A 19,964-nucleotide genomic window follows, 5' to 3' on the forward strand; every position below is an offset into this window, starting at 1 on the left:
AGTGAGAAAAATCATTATCGGTTCAAGAAGAAGTAAACTAGCATTAACTCAAACAAATTGGGTGGCAGATCAATTAAAAAAATTAGGCGTACCTTTCGAATTTGAAGTGAAAGAGATTGTGACAAAAGGTGACAAAATCTTAGATGTCACTTTATCAAAGGTTGGCGGAAAAGGTCTTTTTGTAAAAGAAATCGAGCAGGCCCTATTAAATAAAGAAATTGATATGGCTGTACATAGTATGAAAGATATGCCTGCGATCCTCCCACAAGGACTTACAATTGGTTGTATCCCGCCTCGTGAAGATTATAGAGACGTCATTATTTCAAAAGGGCATATGACATTAAGAGATCTTCCTAAAGGTGCCAAGGTTGGAACAAGCAGTTTACGCCGAAGTGCCCAAATTCTTGCTGAATGCCCTGATTTAGATATTAAATGGATTCGTGGCAATATTGATACTCGTTTGAAAAAGCTGGAAAATGAAGATTATGATGCCATCGTATTGGCTGCAGCAGGTTTGTCCCGCATGGGGTGGAGCAGTGATGTTGTGACAGAATATTTGGATCCGGAAATTTGTCTCCCTGCTGTTGGTCAAGGGGCATTAGCGATTGAATGTCGGGAAGATGATAAAGAATTACTTGAACAACTAGCTAAATTAACTTGTGAAGAAACAAAAGAAACAGTTACTGCGGAAAGAGCATTCCTTCATAAAATGGAAGGTGGTTGCCAAGTGCCAATAGCAGGCTTCGCTAAATTAACTGATGATAAACAAATCGCATTAACAGCACTTGTTGCAGATCCGAATGGCAAACAGATTTTTAAAGAAACAGTTACTGGAAAAGATCCAATGATAGTTGGTGAACAAGCAGCTGAATTACTAACACAACAAGGAGCAAAAGATCTAATCGATCGTGTCAAGCGGGAGTTAGATGAATCATGATTGAACATTTGCCATTAGATGGCAAACAAAAGCGTTTGCCATTACTAGGCAAACATGTGTTAGTTACACGTGGTGGTGAAAAAGGAAAAAAACTTGCCGGGGAAATTATTAATTTAGGTGGGGTATCATATGTTACTCCTTTAATCGATTTCCAAGAAAATGATGATTCGAAGGCACAAACCTATGTGGAAAAATTGCATGAATATGAATGGATCATCTTTACAAGTCAAAATGGCGTTGATTATTTTTTCAACGAGTTAAAAAAACTTAAAGCTATATGTAAATTTGATAGCCTGACAAATCGTATAGCTGCTGTTGGAAGCAAAACGAAAGAGGCAATTGAAAAATACAATATAGAGGTAGAGTTTTTTCCAAAACAATTTAGTGCTACTGATTTTATTGCAGAATTTATAAAAGAAAAGGAAGTAGCTGGTCCTGTTTTGCTTCCGAAAGGAAATCTAGCAAGCAAAACGATTGCAAAGGGTTTGGAAGAAAAACGAATCCATGTAGATGAATGGATCGTTTATCAAACCTTTTTGCCGCCGGAAAGCATTGAAAAACTAGTCACAATCGTGAACGAAAATGAATTGGATTACGCAATGTTTACTAGTCCGTCATCTTTTCATCATTTTATGAACATCGTCAAAGACTATTCTTTGCAAAATAAAATACAAAAAATAGAGTTTGTTACAATTGGTGATGTAACGAAGAAAGCAGTAGAGGAATATGGATATAAGGTTGTAGCCAGTCCTGCAATCTATACGATTGACTGTATGCTTGAAAGTTTGTGCAAGTTACAGATCGCGAAGGAGGAACGAAAATGAAAGAGTTACAATTTAAACGTCATAGAAGATTACGTAGTTCTGCGAACATGAGAGCTTTAGTTCGTGAAACACATTTACATGTAGAAGATTTTATTTATCCGATCTTTGTTGCGGAAGGTGAAAATATTAAAAATCCTATCGCATCAATGCCTGGAATCTATCAATTATCCCTCGATCAATTAAAAGTGGAAATGGATGAAGTAGTTGAATTAGGGATTAAATCCGTTCTCTTATTTGGAATCCCTTTACATAAAGATGCGGAAGGTTCAGGTGCATTCCATAATCACGGGATCGTCCAAGAAGCTACCCGCTTTATTAAAAAAAATTATCCCGAAATTATTATAATTGCGGATACTTGTCTTTGTGAATATACCGATCATGGACATTGTGGCGTAATAGAAGATGGGAAAATTTTAAATGATCCAAGTCTTGATTTATTAGCAAAAACAGCGGTAAGTCAGGCGGAAGCAGGTGCTGATATTATTGCACCTTCCAATATGATGGACGGTTTTGTCGCAGCCATTCGTAAAGGATTGGATGAAGCGGGATTTGCCGACATTCCAATTATGTCTTATGCGGTGAAATATTCTTCAGCATTTTATGGCCCGTTTCGTGATGCGGCAGGAAGTGCGCCACAATTTGGGGATCGTAAAACGTATCAAATGGATCCGGCCAATCGTCTTGAAGCATTTAGGGAAGCGCAGTCAGACGTTGATGAGGGAGCGGATTTCTTAATCGTTAAGCCAACTTTATCTTATCTTGATATTGTCCGTGATGTGAAAAATGAATTCAATTTACCAGTTGTTGCTTACAATGTCAGCGGTGAGTATTCAATGGTGAAGGCAGCAGCGCAAAATGGATGGATTGATGAAAAATCTATTGTTCTAGAAATGTTAACGAGCATGAAAAGAGCAGGTTCTGATTTAATTATTACTTATTTTGCTAAAGATGCTGCAAAATGGATCGCCAAATAAAAATATTATCTAATTTATCATTATAGAATATGACCTTATGGAGGTTGTTAAAATGCGTTCATACGAAAAATCTAAACAGGCATTTCAAGAAGCGCTAAGCTTGATGCCAGGTGGCGTTAATAGCCCAGTACGTGCCTTTAAATCAGTAAATATGGATCCAATTTTTATGGAAAGAGGCAAAGGCTCAAAAATTTATGACATCGATGGAAATGAATATATCGACTATGTTCTATCTTGGGGACCTCTTATTTTAGGTCATACCAATGAACAAGTTGTAAATGCCTTAAAAAAAGTGGCTGAATATGGAACAAGTTTTGGCGCTCCAACACTTGCAGAAAACAAATTAGCCAAGCTTGTTCAAGAGAGAGTACCATCGATTGAAATTATTCGTATGGTTTCATCAGGTACTGAAGCGACAATGAGTGCTTTACGCTTAGCTCGTGGATATACGGGTCGTAGTAAAATTTTGAAATTTGAAGGCTGTTACCATGGTCATGGCGATTCACTCTTAATTAAAGCTGGTTCCGGAGTTGCTACACTTGGTTTGCCAGATAGTCCGGGAGTACCTGCGGGTATTGCTAGTAATACAATTGCTGTTCCTTATAATGATTTGGAAAGCGTGAAGCTTGCTTTTGAACAATATGGGGATGATATCGCTTGTATCATTGTTGAACCTGTAGCTGGTAACATGGGAGTTGTCCCTCCACTACCTGGCTTTTTAGAAGGCTTACGTGAAATAACAAGTAAATATGGTTCATTATTAATTTTTGATGAAGTAATGACTGGTTTCCGTGTTGATTATCATTGTGCCCAAGGTTACTTTGGCGTAACTCCTGATTTGACTTGTCTCGGTAAAGTTATTGGAGGAGGTCTTCCAGTAGGTGCTTTCGGTGGGAAAGCAGAAATCATGGAAAAAATTGCACCGAGTGGTCCTATATATCAAGCTGGCACATTATCCGGTAATCCATTAGCTATGACTGCCGGTTATGAAACTTTAGTACAATTAACTCCGGATACGTATAAGGAATTTATTAAAAAAGCAGATAAGCTAGAAAAAGGATTGCACGAGGCGGCTGTTAAATATAACATCCCTCATACAATAAATCGTGCCGGTTCGATGATTGGTATTTTCTTAACGAATGAAAAGGTCATTAACTATGAAACAGCAAAAACATCTGACTTAGAACTCTTTGCTGCCTACTACCGTGAAATGGCAAACAACGGAGTATTTCTACCACCATCCCAATTTGAAGGATTATTCCTATCAACTACGCTTACAGATGAGGACATTGACCATACAATCGAAGCCGTCGAAAAAACATTCAAAACAATTCGCGGATAAACATACTCAACCACACCTGATTAATTTAGGTGTGGTTTTTTGAATAGCCCGTTCCTTTCCGCTGCAGGAGCTTGCTTTCCGCAGGGAGGAAGTCGAGCCTCCTCATCGCTTCGCTCTTGCGGGTTCGATTAATTATTAATTACATCTATTAGAATTGTACCTTTGCGCAAAGAAAACTAACATAATTTCCTTCCTTTGTTCATAAAGTGTAAATGACATAGTCAGTTTGATTGAAAGGGAGGAATCCACCTTGTCTCAAAGTCAATCGTCCTTACGATTTTCATTAGAAGAGTCCATCTGGTTTAAAAAAGGACAGGAAGTAGATGAACTTCTATCCATTTCATTGGATCCGGAAATTACTATACAAGAACAAGAACAATACATCCAAATAATCGGAAACTTACAACTGTCTGGAGAATACAAAGGAAATGAAGAAGAAGAACAGGAACAAGAATTAGATTTGCATGGTAAATTTGCACACCATGTCGAATACCGTACAACAGATGAAATTTATTATTTTGAACATCGCTTCCCTGTCGATGTCACGATTCCGAAAAGCAGAGTTGATCAAATCGCGGATATCGATGTAAATATTGACTCCTTTGATTACTTACTGCCCGAAAAAGGAAATTTAAAACTTAATGCGGATCTTTCCATTTTAGGAATACGAAACGAAGAAACAGTTCCAGAGGAAGAAAAAGAAGAAATCCCTATATCCGTACCACAAAGAAATTCATTACAAGAAGAAACCTCTGATGAATCAATCCAACATGTTGATGACGAGGAATCCGTTAATTTGTCAGATGAATTAAGCGATTGGCATTTAGAAAGCGACGAAGTGCAGGAATCAGATGAGCAAGAATCGAGAAATGTATCTACAACCAATGAGTCGAATGAACAAGAGTCATTTGCGCAAGAGGAATTTTTTCAACCATTTACAGTAGAAGCACGTAAAATTCAACAAGAAGAGGAAATTTCAATCAATATAGAAAATAAAAATGATGAGCCGACGATAAATCTTCATTCCTTCGATGAAGAGAAAATAAAAGAAGAACTTCTACAGTTCTCTCGGCAAGAGACTGAATCATCAGAAGAAATTGATGAAGATGAAGTTGAAGTCGAATCCCCGGCTGATATGGAAGAAGAGCATGAGGAACAAGAAGAAGAAGAAACGAATAATAAGAAAAAGAAAAAATTTGGAAAGTATGAATCGATCTCCTTAGCTGACTTTTTTGCAAGAAAGACAGATGAAAAAGCAGCAAAATTAAAAGTTTGCATTGTCCAACAAGGGGAAACACTGGATGTTTTAGCGGAAAAATATGATATTAGTGTTCAACAAATTTTAAGAATGAATCATTTAGAAATAAATCAGGATGTATATGAAGGGCAAGTATTATATATTCCATCATATGCAACTACACTTAATAGTAAAATTGATTAATAGATGATTGGTTTTCTATCTTTCGCGCCCGTTCTTTTGTAGTGAAGAGGTTTAAATTTGGAGGCAGTTTAGGGCACCTAAGCAGGTGATAGGATGGATAAGAGTACACAATCCGAAATAAAAATGATTTTAAAACAATACGGTCTAAAAGTTAATTTTATCGAAAAGTACGGCAAGACCTATAAAATAGTTACGAGAGATGGAAACTTTGCCCTAAAACGAATTTCTCCTCAATTAGGAACAGATTTTGTTCGCAACGTACAAATGCTCTATCATCGAGGTTATAATCGGATTGTACCAATCTATCCGACGCTTGATGGAAGGTATGCCGTGCTTAATGAACACTATTTATATTATTTAATGCCATGGTTACCGAATGAAGAAAAAGAGGATCGCAATGAAAAGCATCAAAAGATGTTTAGGGAATTGGCTCGATTGCATACATTATCTGTTAAGGACATTCCGATAGCAAGTGAAGAAAGAAAGGAACACTTTGAGCTAACGAGTACACAGTTGGAAAGAGAATCCGAATTTTTCGAGGAATTCCTTGAACGTAGTGAAAAGAAAGTGTATATGTCCCCTTTTGAATTATTATATTGTACATTTTATCAAGACATCATCCAGGCGCTTGATTTTTCAAAGCAGGAGATAAAGCGATGGTATGACGTTTCTAAAGAACTTGAAAAAGGAAGAACTGTAGTTGTTCACGGCAAAATTTCTACAGAGCATTTTCTATATGATGAACGAGGATATGGGTATTTTACGAATTTTGAAGATTCTAAAGTCTCCTCCCCAATTCATGATTTGCTCCCTTTTTTGGCAAGAACATTAACTACCTATCCGAAGAGATGGGATGATTGTGTAGAATGGGTCTATACTTATCTATCACATTTTCCTTTTAGAGAAGATGAAAAGCATCTTTTTCTCAGTTATTTAGCACATCCCGGTCACATGCATCGAATTGTTAAAGAATATTTCTTAAAGAAAACGAAGAAACCGGAAATAAGATTTGTGAAGCAATTGCAAAAACAATATTGGCTATTAAAAAATACCGAATATGTTGTAATGCGGATACGTGAAATGGAAATTCAGTCTAAAGGAACAGAAAACAGTGGCCCTTCCTAAAAATTTATAAGGAAGGGCCTATTATTTTTCAAATCCACTCATTCTGGAATGCAAAAGCAATTAAAATAAAGATGGCTAGTAATAAAACGTCGAAGGCAGTAGGCAATAAAATCGTTCGAATCGCTTGAAAAATGGTAAATGGAATAATTAGCTGCTTTCCGACACCTTTGAATGTTTTAAACCAAGATTGTATCGTATATTGATTAAACTTTTTTTTCATTCCTTTCACCTACCTATTCTCGGGTTCCTTATATAATAATGTATGGGATATGGGTGAATAGGTGTCAATCCCGCAAAAGCCGAATATTTTTTTTAATAATCGGCAATAATGATTGACGAAATGCAGTTGATTTAGATACTATAATAAGTAAATTAAATTAAATTAAATTAAATGAAATTTAAATGCAGTGATTGGGAATAGTACAATGGGATACTGCTTAAATAAGCTTGATAGTTAAGCTTACATTCAGAGAGGGAAATCAATAGCTGAGAGATTTCCTAAGAGTGAACATTGGAAGGTCGCCCATGAGTAGCTTCTGTGAAACATAAATTGGAGTAATTGAAGCCGGTGAAAAGCCGTTATCATAGTTAAGTGCCAGGCTTTAGTGTATGTAATAGCTATTGTCTGTGAAAAAAGGTGGTACCGCGAAAATCGCTCCCTTCGTCCTTTTGACGAGGGGAGTTTTTTATTTGTATAGGTATCAAGAGTATCAGGATAACGAAAGCGAGGAAAATAGAATGGAAAATCAAGAAATTCAAATGTCTACTAAATATGATCCGAATACGATTGAAAAAGATCGCTATGATTGGTGGGTAAAAGGGAAATTTTTCGAAGCGAAAGATGATCCGAATAAAGAACCATATACAATCGTTATACCACCTCCAAATGTAACTGGAAAACTGCATTTAGGTCATGCTTGGGATACGACTTTACAAGATATTTTAACAAGAATGAAGCGTATGCAAGGCTATGATGTTTTATGGTTACCCGGAATGGACCATGCAGGAATTGCCACACAAGCAAAAGTAGAAGCAAAATTACGTGAAGAGGGCGTATCAAAATACGATTTAGGCAGGGATAAATTTGTCGAGGAAACATGGAAATGGAAAGAAGAATATGCTGCATTCATTCGTAAACAATGGTCGAAAATCGGCTTAGGATTAGATTATTCCCGTGAACGTTTTACCTTGGATGAAGGATTATCAGATGCAGTACGTAAAGTGTTTGTTACCCTCTATAAAAAAGGATTAATCTACCGCGGGGAATATATTATTAACTGGGACCCAGCTACAAAAACTGCTTTATCCGATATTGAAGTAATTTACAAGGATGTTCAAGGTGCATTCTATCATATGAAATATCCGTTAGCTGACGGAACAGGGTCAATTGAAATTGCAACCACTCGCCCTGAAACAATGCTTGGAGACACGGCTGTTGCTGTTCACCCCGAAGACGAAAGATATAAACATTTAATCGGAAAAACAGTGATTTTACCTATTACTGGTCGTGAAATTCCGATTGTCGGTGATGATTATGTCGATATGGAATTTGGATCTGGGGCGGTTAAAATTACGCCGGCACATGACCCTAATGATTTTGAAATTGGCAATCGTCATAATTTAGAACGAATATTAGTGATGAATGAAGACGGAACAATGAATGATAAGAGCGGCAAATATGAAGGCATGGATCGCTTCGAATGCCGTAAGCAAATTGTTAAGGATCTTCAAGAGCAAGGAGTTCTATTTAAAATAGAAGAACATATGCATTCGGTTGGTCACTCAGAAAGAAGTGGAGCGGTCGTTGAACCGTATTTATCTACTCAATGGTTTGTAAAAATGGCTCCATTAGCTGAAGCTGCCGTTTCTATGCAAGGTACAGATGCAGGTGTTCAATTTGTTCCTGAACGATTCGAGAAAACGTACTTACGCTGGATGGAAAATATTCGCGACTGGTGTATTTCCCGTCAGCTTTGGTGGGGACATCGTATTCCGGCATGGTATCATAAAGAAACAGGAGAGATTCATGTAGATATCGACCCGCCTAAAGATATTGAGAATTGGGAACAGGATAATGATGTATTAGATACTTGGTTCAGTTCTGCATTATGGCCATTTTCAACAATGGGCTGGCCCGATACGGACGCAGATGATTACAAACGTTATTATCCAACGAATGCATTAGTTACCGGATATGACATTATCTTCTTTTGGGTTGCACGGATGATTTTCCAAGCGAAAGAATTTACGGGGCAAATTCCTTTTAAAGATGTGTTAATTCACGGTCTTGTACGTGATGAACAAGGAAGAAAGATGAGTAAGTCCCTTGGTAATGGTGTTGATCCAATGGATGTCATCGATAAATACGGTGCAGATTCTTTGCGCTATTTCTTATCTACTGGCAGCTCACCAGGGCAAGACTTACGATTCAGTATGGAAAAAGTAGAGTCCATTTGGAACTTTGCGAATAAAATTTGGAATGCTTCCCGATTTGCACTGATGAATATGAATGGCTTAACATACGAAGAAATCGATTTAAGCGGAGAAAAATCAGTCGCTGACAAGTGGATTTTAACCCGGTTAAATGAAACGATTGAAACAGTAACAAAGCTTGCCGACAAGTATGAGTTTGGTGAGGTTGGTAGAGTTCTCTATAACTTCATTTGGGATGATTTCTGTGATTGGTATATTGAAATGGCGAAGTTACCGCTATATGGTGAGGATGAAGCGGAAAAACTTACCACTCGTTCCATTTTAGCTTATGTTTTAGACAATACGATGCGATTATTACATCCATTTATGCCGTTTATAACCGAAGAAATTTGGCAAAACCTACCGCATAAAGGGGAATCTATTACTGTTGCATCTTGGCCTGTAGCAAATGATGAGTTGCATGATGAAGCAGCAGCAGGCGAAATGAAATTATTAGTCGAAATTATTCGTTCAGTACGAAATATACGTTCTGAGGTAAATACACCACTAAGCAAAAAAATTAAGCTTATGTTAAAAGCAAAAGATAACCAAGTGCTGGAATCACTTAAAAAGAATCAATCATATATTGAGCGTTTCTGTAATCCGGATGAACTTACCATTGCTACTGAATTAGCTGCACCAGACAAAGCCATGACGGCAGTCGTAACAGGTGTAGAGTTATTCCTTCCATTAGAAGGGTTAATTAATATTGATGAGGAAATAGTACGACTTGAGAAAGAACTAGAAAAATGGACAAAAGAAGTTGACCGTGTTCAGAAAAAATTAGGTAATGAGAAATTTATCAGCAAAGCTCCACAGGCTGTAGTCGATGAAGAACGGGCGAAGGAAAAAGATTATCTAGAAAAGCAAGCTACAGTTAAAGCAAGAATTGAAGAATTAAAACATCATTAATTAAAAACAACGGAAGGCGAATTCGAACAATGAATTCGTCTTCCTACATAAAGAGGTCATGAAAATGCAAACGTATGAAGAAGCAATCGATTGGATTAATTCCAGATTAAAGTTTGGAATCAAACCGGGATTGGAACGAATGGAATGGATGATGAAAAAATTAGGATCACCCGAAAAAAAGTTAAAAGTTATTCATATTGGAGGAACCAATGGAAAAGGTTCTACTGTTACTTATTTACGATCAATACTTAATGAAGCCGGTTATCGAGTCGGAACATTTACTTCACCATATATTGAGACATTTAATGAACGAATAAGTGTGAATGGTCAACCGATAACGGATGAAGAAATTATTCAATTAGTTAACAGCATTCAGCCCTTTGTTGAGGAAATAGAAACTACCAATTTAGGATCTTTGACTGAATTCGAAGTGATTACGGTTATGGCCATTTATTATTTTGCTTATATGAACCCGATGGACATGACGATATTTGAAGTTGGTTTAGGAGGAAGACTGGATTCGACAAATATTTTACAGCCTATTTTAAGTATTATCACAAACATTGGAATGGATCATGTAAATATTCTAGGCCACACCGTTGCAGAAATAGCCTTTGAAAAGGCAGGAATTATTAAAAATGAAATTCCGGTTATTACTGGAGCAAAACAAAAAGAAGCATTAGAGGTAATTAAAAACAAATCAAAAGATATGAACGCGAAGCTTTTCATTAGTAAGGACGATTTCAAAGTTGAAAATATCCGAACACTTCATCGCGGAGAACAATTTACTTTTTCCTATTCAAATGGTCAATACCAAAATTTGGTGATAAATATGCTAGGGAAGCACCAAATTGAAAATGCTATATTAGCAATTGGGGCGGCAATCTTTTTACATATTGATGAACCGATGATACGGGAAGGGTTAAAAAAAGCGTTTTGGCCAGGAAGGATGGAAGTATTGAGCGAACATCCATTCGTTATTGTGGATGGGGCACATAATCCGGAAGGTATCAACTCTTTAATCAATACATTACAAGAACATTTTCCGTACAAAAAGAAGAAAATGATTTTTGCAGCCTTGAGTGATAAAGAATTAACGAATATGATCCAACCTCTTGCGAAATTAGATGCAGAAGTATATTTTACTGAATTTGATTTTCCGAGGGCAGCATCCGCGGAGCAACTATTTTCACTTCATTTACTTCCACAAGCGAAAGTGAATAAAAATTGGAAAAAGCTACTGGAAGAAATGTTTAATGCGTTAGAGGAAAATGAAATGCTCATTATTTCGGGTTCTTTATATTTTATTAGTAATGTAAAATTGTTTTTTAAGGAATTTACCCAAATCTAAAAAAAATAGTGATTTTGTAAATTAAATAGGAAAAAAGTAATGACAATAGTATTGCAATTTGATAAAATATTTTAGAAGATTATGACTTATTAACTATAAATCAGGGGGATTAACATGGAACATCACGCTACTAAATTGAAGCTTCTTTTCATATGTTGGTTACTGCTTGTTCCGACAGGAATTATAGTAGCTTATCAGTTTTTCCCTTCTGAGCCAATGGAACTTTATTTAGTAGCAGCTTTTCTAGTTTTTGCGGGAATTGTCTCATATTTTCCGATTATTATTAATGAAACTCCTATTTTCCTGACTCAATGGATTACATTAGTTGCCTTTTTGTTACATGGATTATTTTATGAAATTCTTTTTTTACAATTTTCCATCATCATGTTAATGTTTTCGTTAAAAATAAAAAAAGATGAACTATATCGCTATTTTTTAAATTCAGTTATGTTTTTATTCGTCTCCTTAATAAGTGGGATTACTTTCTATGCAGTTGGAGGGGAGATTGGAAACCATACTTTTTCTGATTTGATTGGACCACTCATAATTTATCAACTCGTGAATTTTATCGCGAATCAAATACTATACCACTGGTCCGGGATATTTTTAGGCAAAAAAGAGCGCTTCTTTGCGAAAAATATGTTGTGGGATTTCTTTACATTAACAATGGTTTTCCCACTCGGAGTCGGTCTATATTTCTTATTTAACGATATTGGATATGTTGCCTTTTTAGTCATTGGTATTCCATTTATTAGTTTCGCCTATGTATTAAGAATGTACAATTCTTCAGAAAGAGTAAATGAATATTTACAAAGAGCTGCTGAAATAGGGCACCAATTAACGGAACGACTACAAGTAAATGAAGTACTTGATTTATTTATCAAGAAAATATCCCAAGTCCTCCCGGTTGATTACGGCTATATTCTCGATGTAATTGGTGATGAACTCGTTCTATTAAGAGGGGTTGAAAAAGGGGAGCAAAACATAGATATTATGCCGGCAATTAAGATAAATCAAGGAATAAGTGGTGTTGTCTGGGGGACGGGAAAAGCAGTGCTCTATAATGAAAAAGCTGAGTGGGAAAATAAATCCTATGGATACATGCCGGAAGGTGCCGAAAGTGTTTTGTGTATTCCTATTTTTAGACGGAAAAAAGTAGAAGGGGTTTTATTTTTAGTATCAACTAAAAAAAAGCAATATGAGAAATATCAGATTCCAATGATTGATATTTTATGTTCGTACTTCATTGTAGCTATTCAAAATGCAAAGCATTATGAAAAAACGAAAAGGATGAGCGAGCATTGTCAACTAACGAAATTATATAATTACCGCTATTTCGAGGAACTTCTTTCAAATGAATTTGAATTATTATCGAAAGGACAAAGAAATGAACTTTCTTTAATTATGCTTGATATCGATTATTTTAAAAGCGTAAATGATACATATGGACATCAAAGTGGGAATGAAATTCTCGTCCAAATGGCTAAAAGGATTAAAAGCTTAATAGGAAATCGGGGCACTGTTGCTCGCTACGGGGGAGAGGAATTCGTTATACTCCTACCGGATACAAACAAACAAGCAGCTCTCCGTTTAGCAGAAATCGTCCGTTTAACAATTGCCAATCGGCCATTTGCAACACAGAATTTTTTAGATATAGGTGTGAAAAATGAAAGTATATCTATTACCGTAAGTATAGGTGTCGCAACTGCACCACAAGATGCCGATGATTCACTTGCGTTAATCAGGCATGCGGATCGCGCACTATACATAGGAGCAAAACAAGCCGGGAAAAATAGAGTAGCAGAATATATGAAATAAAAAGGTTGATTCGAAAAAATCAACCTCTATTTATAGATATAGTATTAAAGAACTATATAACATGCAATTATTAAATTACTATTATGCTAATTAAAATAGTCAAAAGAGGAGCACATGATAGAGATAGATCATTGGTTAAAATCACCAAAAGCGGTTCGAAATATACTTATCATGTTACTTTGTTAAAACGTAACTCGAAAAATAGATGCTAATGAAGATGATTTAAAGCGCAGTGCCGTAGTTGATATAAAAAAACTCAGTAAAAATAAGGAGATAGATTAATTGATAATAATCTTAATTTTCCTCTACGCCCTCCTCCTCGGCTCCTTCTTCAACGTCGTAGGACTGAGGGTACCGGTAAATCAATCAATCGTAAAACCTAGGTCAGCATGTTCACATTGTCATCGGACATTATCAGCAATGGAATTGATACCTGTTTTTTCATACTTAATCCAAGGGGGGAAATGTCGTCACTGTAAAGGGCGGCTTTCTCCGCTCTATCCATTAGGTGAGCTAATAACAGCCATACTTTTCGTATTTTCCTATGAACAGATTGGCTGGAATTTCGAAGTCATTATTGCTTGGACGTTGATATCATTAATTATTATTATTTTCATCTCAGATATAGCTTATATGATTATTCCTGACAAAATACTTTTAGTGTTTACAGGTATTTTTTTTATCGAAAGATTCCTTTCCCCGCTTGATCCATGGTGGGACTCACTGCTCGGTGGGGCAATTGGTTTTCTCCTACTTTTAGCGATCGCTTTTGTCAGCAAAGGCGGTATGGGTGGGGGAGATATAAAGCTATTTGGTGTCCTCGGTTTCGTGCTAGGGTTAAAATCTGTGCTTCTCTCATTTTTTCTTGCGACATTATTTGGTGCTGTAGTTGGGATAATTGGTATGAAGTTAGGAATCTTTAAAAAAGGGAAACCAATCCCGTTCGGTCCGTTTATTGGTCTTGGGGCACTAGTTACTTATTTTTATGGCCAGATCATCATAGATTGGTATCTTTCACTATTAACTTAGTTATATTAAAGGAGTTTTTTCAATGGGGCTGCGTTTTTTCCAACGCGATCAAATACCATTGAATTTCAATTTTAACGATCGTGCAATCCGATATATAGAGCTGAAGCGGTGTTCACCACTTATTGTTCAACAATATGGGGAGCGTCTTCTTGATCGTGGGATTATTTAAGATGGCTGCATTATCGATAAACAGCATTTAACCCATATTTTACAAAATATCGTTGACGAATTAGGAGTGAAAAAAGACCAGTACGTTTTATCGTTCCTGATAATCAGCATATTATATGCCAGATTTACAAAGCTTGGCTGATCAGCTGCCAAAATTAGAGGTGCCATCAGCAAGCGACAAACTCAATCCTTTTGTTCAATTCCCCGATACCCAGCGGAATAATAACCAAACTCCATAGTCTTTGGAATGGCACATTTGCTATGTACAAAATAAGAAGTAGAAATTTGACGAAATCCTTTACAGGCAAGACGACAAAAGTCTTGTTCTTTTTTTTTATCCTTATGTTAGCATATAACAAATATCGCGAACGGAAAGGGGACAAAAATGGACAAGCATCCGCAAAACCAGAAAATCAAGATCAAAATAAATGGAAAAGAACGTCCAGTCAATGAGGATATAGCTATTCATGATTGGAAGTCGGCAAAAGAAGAAACCGCTGTTGGAGCGGAGACAAAAGATGAACAATTCGAATGGATATTGCCCGACATTGAAGAAAATCAGGTTCAAGAATTTAAAAAAATCAATTATACGAAGAAAAGTACGGCATCTTATTCAAATAAACTAAAAAAAAATCAAAATAAACATGTAACAAAGTTATTTCTCTCAATCGTAACTGCGGTTACTATTGGGGTATTAATTGGTTTATTTATGTTAAAAGTTGTTATTTATCAAAGCAATTCTGCGCAAAAAACACATTCAGCCAACGTCCAAAATGAAAATTCTGCACAAAAAAATAGCCCGGGTAATTCAACTGCTATCCAGGTTCCAGCATTTACAACGGCACTTATACAAGGTGGGATTTACAAAAATCCCGAACCAATCGTGCAAGCAATTAAAGAAAAAGGATTGCCTGCGGTCGTTTTGCCGATGTCTAATCAGCAATATATTTATATCGGTGTGGCAGGAGATCTCCAAGCGGCCAAAAATTTAGCAAAACAGTATGAAAAAAAAGGGGTGGCTGTGTTTGCTAAGGAATTAACATTTGAGGGGAAAAGCATTCCTATTCAAACGAAAGATGAAGGAAAATTCATTTCTGCTTCGATACCGCTCTTTCAATCCCTTAGCAAAGAAATTGCTAATGCCTATCTTTCAGGGGATACAGACAAAGATGCGATTGCAGCACTGAAAACAAAACTAACCGATATTACAAATTTGAAGGATATAAAAAATAAACAGTTGGAAACAATGAAAATTAATCAAATGAAAAGCTTTCAAGCTTTAACTACTTATCAAAACAATCTAAATCAACAGGAATTAATAAAAGCACAAGATTCCTTACTTTCCTATCTTAAAGAAATTAACAAGCTAGAATAAAATTTTGGCTGATACGAACTCGTGTCAGCCAATTCGCAATTATTTCGCCAATTTTCGCATAATTTCGTTGTGTATGTACATTTTTTTTGCTACGATTAACATGTATCTCCTATTTATTCTGAAAGGTTAAGGTGGATTATGCCAGATTTAATTTTAGCTTCAGGTTCTCCTCGCAGAAAAGAACTTCTTGCCAAACTTCAAATCCCTTTTACTAGTGTAACAAGCAATGAAAACGAAGATTTCCAACATAATTTATTACCCCATGAAGTAGTTGTTGAATTAGCTTTAAGAAAAGCTAAATCAGTTTCAAAAGATTATCCGGAGGCAGTGATTATCGGTGCAGATACTATTGTCGTCCTTGAACAAGATGTACTTGGAAAACCAGTGAATCGGGAACACGCAAAACAAATGTTGGAACGATTATCTGGAAAAACACATTCCGTCTTCACAGGTGTAGCTATCGTTTTTAAGGAAAAAATTCATTGTTTTTATGAAAAAACCGATGTGACATTTTGGGAGCTTACACTTAAGGAAATTGAACATTATTTAAATAGCGGAGAATCGTTTGACAAAGCCGGGGGGGGTATGGCATTCAAGGGCTTGGTTCGCTATTCGTTCGATCTATTCAAGGTGACTACTTTTCAGTCGTTGGTCTTCCTATTTCTCGGCTTAACAGAGAACTGCATAAAATGATGCTATTTAAGTAATGATTCGCTACACACCTCCTAAATGCACATCTAATAGGAGGTATGTCCAGAAATGGAAAAGTTAATGATACGTGATTATCCAGCCGATGAACGCCCTCGCGAACGGCTTGTAAAAAATGGAGCAAAAAGTCTATCAAATCAAGAACTGCTCGCAATTTTACTTAGAACGGGTACGAGAGAAGAATCGGTTATTCAAATGGCCAACAAGCTTTTGAAAAACTTCGAAGGTTTACGGTTACTAAAAGATGCATCTTTAGAAGAAATAATGGCTGTTAAAGGAATCGGATATGCAAAAGCAGTCCAAATTCTTGCAGCAGTTGAAATAGGCCGGAGAATTGGCAATCTCACCTATCAAGATCGTTATGTCATCCGCAGTCCTGAAGATGGCGCAAATTATGTTATGAATGATATGCGCTTTTTATCACAGGAACATTTCGTATGTTTGTACCTTAACACGAAAAATCAAGTTCTCCACCAACAAACCATCTTTATCGGAAGCCTAAATGCCTCGATAGTACATCCACGCGAGGTGTTCAAAGAAGCTTTTCGACGTTCTGCTGCCTCCATCATTTGTCTTCATAACCATCCTTCCGGAGATCCCGCGCCATCGAGGGAAGATATAGAGGTAACAAAAAGGTTAGTTGAATGCGGAAAATTGATGGGAATTGATATTCTTGATCATATTATTATCGGTGATAAAAAATTTGTCAGTTTGAAGGAAAAAGGGTATTTATAACACTATGATTTTTGCTCATCTTACGATATAATAATGTTTATGATTTTTGCAGTGACTAGGGGTTTGTTAAATAAAAAAATATAATTTCACTTCAAAATACACATGCTAAAAAAATAAATGATGTTATTGAATGCTAGAAAAGGACATGTCTTCTGAAGCATTTCAGAGTAGAAAGGGAGATACATGAATGTTTGGTAGTAGAGATCTTGGGATCGATCTAGGTACAGCAAATACACTCGTTTTTATTAAAGGAAAAGGAATTGTTGTTCGTGAGCCTTCCGTTGTGGCAATACATACGGATACAAAGCAAATCGTTGCAGTGGGTAACGATGCGAAAAACATGATTGGTCGGACACCCGGAAATATTGTTGCCACAAGGCCAATGAAAGATGGCGTTATTGCCGATTATGAAACGACAGCAACAATGATGAAATACTATATTAAACAAGCAACAAAAAATAAAGGCGGAAGTTTTTCGCGAAAACCGTATGTGATGGTATGTGTGCCATCCGGTATTACTTCTGTTGAAGAAAGAGCAGTCATTGATGCGACTAGACAAGCGGGAGCACGTGATGCATTTCCTATCGAAGAACCATTTGCCGCTGCGATTGGTGCTAACCTTCCTGTATGGGAACCAACTGGGAGCATGGTTGTAGATATCGGTGGCGGTACGACAGAAGTTGCGATCATTTCTCTTGGGGGAATTGTTACAAGTCAGTCTATCCGGGTTGCCGGTGATGAGATTGATGATTCTATTATTAGTTATATACGTAAAACGTATAATTTATTGATAGGTGATCGAACAGCTGAAGCAATCAAAATGGAGATTGGATCTGCCGGAGAACCTGAAGGAATTGAACCGATGGAAATTCGTGGTCGAGACCTCTTAACTGGATTACCAAAAACAATTGAAATCACAGCAGAAGAAATTTCGATGGCACTTCATGACACAGTGCATGCCATTGTTGATGCGGTAAAAGGAACGTTAGAACAAACACCACCTGAACTTGCTGCAGACATTATGGACCGTGGGATTGTTTTAACTGGTGGAGGAGCATTACTCCGAAACCTTGATAAGGTTATTAGCAAAGAAACGAGTATGCCTGTTTTAATTGCTGAAAATCCTCTCGATTGTGTAGCGATTGGTACAGGGAATGCGTTAGAGCATATCGACTTATTCAAAAATAAAGTAAAAGAAAAATAAGTGGGGCGGGGCAATTTGCCCCTATCCCTATTTTTTTGAAACTAAAAATGACCAAGTATCGTCATAGTATAGTACGGAAAAAATAATCAAAATACGTAATTGGATTTTGTTAATGGGGTGGACAACATGCCACAATTCTTTTTAAATAAACGGTTAATTATTTTGCTTATCAGTATCATCTTGCTCGTGGCATTGATTGGATATTCCTTACGTGATCGTGAAAATGTTTCAAAGCCAGAACAGTTTGTAAGAGATGTCGTCGGATTTGGTCAATCGATCGTCGCTATTCCGACACATGGTATTTCAAATTTTATTGAAAGCGTCAAGGATATTCAGAATACATATACTGAAAACAAAAAATTAAAAGCGCGATTAGATGAGCTGCCAAAAATCACTGGTGAAATAGCTGATTTAAAAAGTGAAAACGAAGAATTGAAAAAAATATTAAAAAAACAAGATGATCTAAGAAATTTTTCATCCATTCAAGCGACAATTATTTCCCGAAATCCTGATCATTGGTATGAACAAATTTCGATTAATAAAGGTGGATCAAGCGGGGTTAAAAAGAACATGGCCATTATGACTTCAAAAGGTCTGTTAGGAAAAGTAATCAACACATCTCCTTCTTTTTCAACCGTCGAATTGTTAAGCTCATCTAATCCGAAAAATCGAATTTCTGCTGAAGTTCTAAGTAAAAAGAGAGAATACGGTTTAATCCAAGGATACGATGAAGAACATAAGGTATTATTATTGAAAACGATTGACTATGATGTAAGTATTAAAAAAGGCGATATCGTAAATACCTCCGGATTAGGTGGGATATTTCCAAAAGGTTTGCCGATAGGAACCGTTGAAAAATTAGTGCCTGATGAAAATGGGCTAACACAAACAGCTTGGGTGAAGCCATATGCGGACTTCTATGATATCGAAAATGTGCAGATTATCGAACGTTCCACTGTAAAACCAGATGAGGAGGGAGAATAATGAAGCGCATTGTTCTTCCTCTTATTTTAAGTCTATGTTTTATATTCGAAAGTATCTTTGTTCAGTATTTTCCTCATAATGCGTTTGGAGGACGATATATAATCGTTCCTCATTTTCTTTTAGTTGTTTTGTTATTAATGGGTATCTATTATATTCGAAATCGAGCGATATTATATGCTTTTATATTCGGTTTATTATTTGATATAAATTATACAGGCATTTTAGGTGTCTATATGTTTTTATTTCCATTTACGATTTATTTAACTTCAAAAATGATGAAAATTCTTCAAGCGAATATTTTTGTTGCTGCCCTTATTGTATTAGTTAATATAATCATAGTTGAATTTCTTGTTTATGAGTTGAATATTTTAATTAATCATGTCACGATGTCTATGGTGGATTTTTTATACGTTAGACTGATCCCAACTTTAGTCGTGAATCTAATCTTTTTTATCATTTTTTCCTATCCAATGAAAAAATGGCTTGAGAAAAGGAAAAAAGAAGTGTTGGATGAATAAAAAATTTATCGTTTCTCACTTTGAAAAGAGGAAAATCGTTGACTATT

17 protein-coding genes, 1 pseudogene and 1 other annotated feature are annotated in these 19,964 nt (G+C 36.3%); of the genes and pseudogenes, 17 read left to right on the forward strand and 1 reads right to left on the reverse strand.

Annotation, left to right across the window (positions count from 1 at the left end):
• Position 1 precedes the first annotated feature (1 nt).
• The 6 genes from hemC (at position 2) to ysxE (ending at position 6,643) form a co-directional block, all read left to right on the forward strand.
• The gene (gene hemC / locus B5V89_RS02625; RefSeq protein WP_108070368.1) at positions 2 to 937 is read left to right on the forward strand and encodes a hydroxymethylbilane synthase; all 936 of its coding nucleotides are present in this window, start codon (positions 2 to 4) and stop codon (positions 935 to 937) included.
• Complete coding sequence (locus B5V89_RS02630) at positions 934 to 1,761, forward strand: uroporphyrinogen-III synthase (RefSeq protein ID WP_108070370.1); 828 nt, start codon at positions 934 to 936, stop codon at positions 1,759 to 1,761. Before hemC ends, B5V89_RS02630 begins: the two co-directional genes overlap by 4 nt.
• Positions 1,758 to 2,735 carry a porphobilinogen synthase gene (gene hemB / locus B5V89_RS02635; protein ID WP_107920247.1) on the forward strand — a complete coding sequence of 326 codons (978 nt, stop codon included), beginning with the start codon at positions 1,758 to 1,760 and terminating at the stop codon, positions 2,733 to 2,735. The genes B5V89_RS02630 and hemB overlap by 4 nt, the downstream gene beginning before the upstream one ends.
• A 52-nt stretch (positions 2,736 to 2,787) precedes the next feature.
• Positions 2,788 to 4,077, forward strand: coding sequence for a glutamate-1-semialdehyde 2,1-aminomutase (gene hemL / locus B5V89_RS02640; RefSeq protein ID WP_066227168.1), 1,290 nt, complete (start codon positions 2,788 to 2,790; stop codon positions 4,075 to 4,077).
• 250 nt (positions 4,078 to 4,327) lie between these two features.
• Complete coding sequence (gene spoVID / locus B5V89_RS02645; protein ID WP_181294594.1) at positions 4,328 to 5,518, forward strand: stage VI sporulation protein D; 1,191 nt, start codon at positions 4,328 to 4,330, stop codon at positions 5,516 to 5,518.
• 93 nt (positions 5,519 to 5,611) lie between these two features.
• Positions 5,612 to 6,643: a spore coat protein YsxE gene (ysxE, locus tag B5V89_RS02650; RefSeq protein WP_108070374.1), complete on the forward strand. Its 1,032-nt coding sequence runs from the start codon at positions 5,612 to 5,614 to the stop codon at positions 6,641 to 6,643.
• 28 nt (positions 6,644 to 6,671) lie between these two features.
• Here ysxE and B5V89_RS02655 read toward each other — a convergent pair whose 3' ends face one another.
• Positions 6,672 to 6,863: a hypothetical protein gene (locus B5V89_RS02655; RefSeq protein WP_066227182.1), complete on the reverse strand. Its 192-nt coding sequence runs from the start codon at positions 6,861 to 6,863 to the stop codon at positions 6,672 to 6,674.
• A gap of 178 nt (positions 6,864 to 7,041) precedes the next feature.
• Positions 7,042 to 7,315 (forward strand) — a binding site (T-box leader).
• A gap of 66 nt (positions 7,316 to 7,381) precedes the next feature.
• Between B5V89_RS02655 and B5V89_RS02660 the strand changes: the two genes are divergently transcribed.
• The 11 genes and pseudogenes from B5V89_RS02660 (at position 7,382) to mreD (ending at position 19,917) form a co-directional block, all read left to right on the forward strand.
• Positions 7,382 to 10,027, forward strand: a complete 2,646-nt coding sequence (locus tag B5V89_RS02660) for a valine--tRNA ligase (protein WP_108070522.1) — start codon at positions 7,382 to 7,384, stop codon at positions 10,025 to 10,027.
• Positions 10,028 to 10,091: 64 nt separating this feature from the next.
• Positions 10,092 to 11,378 (forward strand): bifunctional folylpolyglutamate synthase/dihydrofolate synthase, encoded by a 1,287-nt coding sequence (locus B5V89_RS02665; RefSeq protein ID WP_107958570.1) that lies wholly within the window; start codon positions 10,092 to 10,094, stop codon positions 11,376 to 11,378.
• 114 nt (positions 11,379 to 11,492) lie between these two features.
• The gene (locus B5V89_RS02670) at positions 11,493 to 13,196 is read left to right on the forward strand and encodes a sensor domain-containing diguanylate cyclase (RefSeq protein ID WP_108070376.1); all 1,704 of its coding nucleotides are present in this window, start codon (positions 11,493 to 11,495) and stop codon (positions 13,194 to 13,196) included.
• A 285-nt stretch (positions 13,197 to 13,481) separates the two neighbouring features.
• Complete coding sequence (locus B5V89_RS02675) at positions 13,482 to 14,225, forward strand: prepilin peptidase (RefSeq protein ID WP_108070524.1); 744 nt, start codon at positions 13,482 to 13,484, stop codon at positions 14,223 to 14,225.
• Between the two features lie 22 nt (positions 14,226 to 14,247).
• A complete protein-coding gene (locus B5V89_RS20005; RefSeq protein ID WP_160331407.1) occupies positions 14,248 to 14,394 on the forward strand; it encodes a hypothetical protein in 147 nt (48 codons plus the stop codon).
• A gap of 384 nt (positions 14,395 to 14,778) precedes the next feature.
• Entirely contained in the window at positions 14,779 to 15,768 is a 990-nt protein-coding gene (locus B5V89_RS02680; RefSeq protein ID WP_108070378.1) for a hypothetical protein, read from the forward strand.
• Between the two features lie 138 nt (positions 15,769 to 15,906).
• A pseudogene (locus tag B5V89_RS02685) lies at positions 15,907 to 16,475 on the forward strand (Maf family protein).
• A gap of 52 nt (positions 16,476 to 16,527) precedes the next feature.
• Positions 16,528 to 17,211, forward strand: a complete 684-nt coding sequence (gene radC, locus B5V89_RS02690; protein ID WP_066227194.1) for a RadC family protein — start codon at positions 16,528 to 16,530, stop codon at positions 17,209 to 17,211.
• 187 nt (positions 17,212 to 17,398) lie between these two features.
• Positions 17,399 to 18,415 (forward strand): rod shape-determining protein, encoded by a 1,017-nt coding sequence (locus B5V89_RS02695; RefSeq protein WP_066227196.1) that lies wholly within the window; start codon positions 17,399 to 17,401, stop codon positions 18,413 to 18,415.
• Between the two features lie 126 nt (positions 18,416 to 18,541).
• Complete coding sequence (gene mreC, locus B5V89_RS02700; protein WP_066227200.1) at positions 18,542 to 19,399, forward strand: rod shape-determining protein MreC; 858 nt, start codon at positions 18,542 to 18,544, stop codon at positions 19,397 to 19,399.
• Positions 19,399 to 19,917 (forward strand): rod shape-determining protein MreD, encoded by a 519-nt coding sequence (gene mreD, locus B5V89_RS02705; protein WP_066227202.1) that lies wholly within the window; start codon positions 19,399 to 19,401, stop codon positions 19,915 to 19,917. Before mreC ends, mreD begins: the two co-directional genes overlap by 1 nt.
• The last annotated feature ends 47 nt before the right edge of the window (positions 19,918 to 19,964 follow it).

It is taken from the genome of Heyndrickxia sporothermodurans (assembly GCF_003055045.1).
GTDB lineage: Bacteria > Bacillota > Bacilli > Bacillales > Bacillaceae_C > Heyndrickxia > Heyndrickxia sporothermodurans.